2 protein-coding genes and 1 tRNA gene are annotated in these 2,503 nt (G+C 70.3%); 1 reads left to right on the top strand and 2 read right to left on the bottom strand.

What is annotated here, in order from left to right; genetic code table 11:
• Both VI238_RS16980 and VI238_RS16985 read right to left on the bottom strand, forming a co-directional pair.
• Positions 1-553 (bottom strand): ATP-dependent zinc protease (locus tag VI238_RS16980; RefSeq protein WP_331653504.1); only part of this gene is annotated, 553 nt, incomplete at its 3' end.
• A gap of 49 nt (positions 554-602) precedes the next feature.
• Positions 603-676 (bottom strand) — tRNA-Gly (locus VI238_RS16985).
• 284 nt (positions 677-960) lie between these two features.
• Here VI238_RS16985 and VI238_RS16990 point away from each other — a divergent pair.
• Positions 961-2,503 (top strand): DUF6600 domain-containing protein (locus tag VI238_RS16990; RefSeq protein WP_331653506.1); only part of this gene is annotated, 1,543 nt, incomplete at its 3' end.

Genomic DNA, 2,503 nt, shown 5'->3' on the forward strand with positions numbered 1-2,503 from the left:
CAGGCAGCGGCGGTGAGGGGCCGAACGGCGCCCGCGTCGGCCGCGGGCAGGTGTAGGAGAGGGCCGGGTCGATGCGGAAGTGCCCGCCGATCGTCGACCGGCCGAGCAACAACGGGAACAGCATCGCGCCGCGATCCGTCAGGTTCATTTCCATGTCGATGCGTCGACCGGCGATCTCGATCTGGGTGGTGATGAACCAGCGCTCGCTGCGGTGCCCGCCCGAATCGGTCACGTGCCGTCGGTCCTGCACCGTCGCCGCGCACGCCACGCGCCGCTGCGACCTGCGGCGCACGCGCACCAGAAATCTCACGCGCAGCACGCCACCCTCGCGGAAGGTCTCGATGCCCTCGACGTGCAGCGACGACGAGCGCGCGCCGCTGTCGAGCTTCGCCTTGATCGCGCCGATGCCGAGAGCCGGCAACGCCACCCATTCCCGCCAACCCAGGCTGACGAGGTCGGGGGCCGGCGACGCGTCGATGGGCGAGCCGTCTGGACGGGACACGTGCGGGACACCTCGGACGGCGCGGGTCGGTGCCGGCAGGGGGCCGGCCACGGCGTCATAGCCTGCTCGCCGGCGCCCCGTGGCCCCGGCCGCGATCGGATGGAGCGGGTGAAGGGAATCGAACCCTCGTCAGTAGCTTGGGAAGCTACAGCTCTACCATTGAGCTACACCCGCGTGATGCAACCCGCCGGGCGCATGCGCCCCGACGCCGGCGAAGGGTAGCGGCGCGAGTGCGCGCCGACAAGCCGGGCGTCGACCGGTCGTCGGGCGCTGCCGGCCGGGTGCTGCCGCGGCATGCAAGCAAATGCAATGAAAACGTATGCACGCGCTGGCGGAAAGTCGGCATTCAGCGTCGGTGCGCGGATACTGTGCCCGGCCTGTCGACCTCGGGCGGCCGATGTACTGGGGGAACGGTCCCACCGCGACCAAGGTCGGCGTAGGCTCCATGGAGACCATCGATGTACATGAAGCATTTCTTTCCACGTGCGTGGTGCGCCGCCGCGCTGGCAACCGTGCTCGGCGCGTTTGCGAGCGCAGCGCTGGCGGATCCGCCCGAGCGCGTTGCACGCGTCGGGTTCCTGCGCGGTGAAGTGAGCTTCCAGGCGGCCGGCGATGATCGCTGGGTCGAGGCGTCGCTGAACCGCCCGCTCGGCACCGGCGACAGGATCTACACCGATCGCGATTCGCGCGCCGAGTTCGAGATCGGCGCGGCCGTCATGCGCGTGGACGAGCGCACGACGTTCAACCTGCTCAACCTCGACGACGAGATCGCCCAGGTCGAACTGACCGAAGGCGTGCTGAACCTGCGCGTGCGCCGCCTCGATCGCGGCCAGAGTTACGAGGTCGACACGCCGACGCTCGCATTCGTCGTCAGCGAGCCGGGCGAGTACCGCATCGACATCGCGCCGCAGGGCGATTCGACCATGGTGACCGTGTTCGACGGCAGCGGCGACGTCTACGGCGAGAACAACGCGAGCTACAGCGTCCGGGCGGGCAACGCGTATCGGTTCAACGACTCCGCGCTGCGCGACTACGAAGTGCTCGACCTGCCTCGCGCCGACGATTTCGACAACTGGATCGCGTCGCGCAACCAGCGCTACCAGCGCTCGGTGTCGAGCCGCTACGTCGCCGACGACATGATCGGCTACGCCGACCTCGACGACGCCGGTTCGTGGAGCGACGATCGCGAGTACGGCAGCATCTGGTACCCGACGTCGGTGTCGGTCGGATGGGCGCCGTACCGCTACGGCCACTGGTCGTGGGTCGACCCGTGGGGCTGGACCTGGATCGACAACGCATCGTGGGGCTTCGCACCGTTCCACTACGGTCGCTGGGTCTATGCGCGCGACCGCTGGGGCTGGTGCCCGGGCCCGCGCCACGTGCGCGCGGTGTACGCGCCCGCGCTCGTCGCCTTCGTCGGCGGCCACGGCTGGGGCGCGAGCATCTCCGTCGGTGGCGGCGGCCCGGTCGGCTGGTTCCCGCTCGGCCCGCGCGACGTCTACGTGCCGTGGTATCGCGCGTCGCGCGACTATTTCAACCAGGTCAACGTGCGCAACACGACCGTGATCAACAACACCTACATCACGAACGTGTACAACAACTACGCAGCCGGCCGGCCGATCGTGAACGCGGAGTACGCGTATCGCAACAACGTCCAGGCGGTCACTGCGGTGTCGCGCGACGCGTTCGTCGGCGCGCGCTCGGTCGCCGATGCGCGCGTGCAGGTGAACCCGGCGCAGTTGCGCAACGCGCAGGTCGCCAGCCGTCTCGCGATCGCGCCGACGCAGGCGAGTTTCGTCGCCGCCAACGCCCAGCGCGCGCGCGCGGTGCCGCAAGCCGCCGCGATCGACCGCCGCGTGATCGCGCGCACCGCGCCGCCTCCGCAGCCGGTCGCGACCGCTGCGCGCGTGCAGGCGATCCAGCGCAACAACGCGCAGCCGCTCGCACGCGAGCAGCAGCGCCAGCTCGCAACCGAACGGCGCCCGGCGGGCGCGGTCGCGA

It is taken from the genome of Dokdonella sp. (genome assembly GCF_036518555.1).
Classification (GTDB): Bacteria; Pseudomonadota; Gammaproteobacteria; order Xanthomonadales; family Rhodanobacteraceae; genus Dokdonella_A.